Annotated in this window: 1 protein-coding gene and 1 pseudogene; both read left to right on the forward strand. The window is 33.1% G+C overall.

Going from position 1 to position 499, the window contains the following annotated elements; all coding sequences use genetic code 11:
- The coding region (locus tag SINDD18_RS11040; RefSeq protein ID WP_193750854.1) for a hypothetical protein at positions 1 to 324 on the forward strand (324 nt) is incomplete at its 5' end.
- A gap of 103 nt (positions 325 to 427) precedes the next feature.
- A pseudogene (locus SINDD18_RS11120) lies at positions 428 to 499 on the forward strand (RHS repeat-associated core domain-containing protein); the annotation flags it as partial.

Here is a 499-nt window from a genome sequence, read left to right on the forward strand (position 1 = left end):
GAAAAAATATTTTTAAATAATAAAAATACTGATATATCATTAAGTTTTTTATTAGCAAGTGAAAATTATTATAACAGCTCTATATCATTAAATTCATTAATAAGTAAACGTGTCCAAGCATGGAAATTATTTGATTCAAGCTCAGAAGGTTTTAGATTTTTTTTAAATCTTATTATCTATACTATGTACGATTACGAAAAGGAAGAAATTGCAAAAGAAGGAGGAGATATTGATGACTTAATTTCAATTATAATTATTGATTTACATGATATTCATCCCTCTTTGCCAACTCAATTTGAAGAGTTCCTTATTCAGCAAGCGTAGGCTAAGTCAAGACCCAACAAATGCCAAAGGCCGTCTGAAAAAGGAAACCCTAGTAACGAATAGCGCATACCAACCCTTCCGCCTGTAAAACCAGTATACAGACCGCGAGACGGGATTGCATTACAACTTCTTCAGGTATTATGAGCCGAACGTCGGGCGGTTTATGAATCAGGAT

The organism is Streptococcus infantis (assembly GCF_001579645.1).
Lineage (GTDB): Bacteria > Bacillota > Bacilli > Lactobacillales > Streptococcaceae > Streptococcus > Streptococcus infantis_E.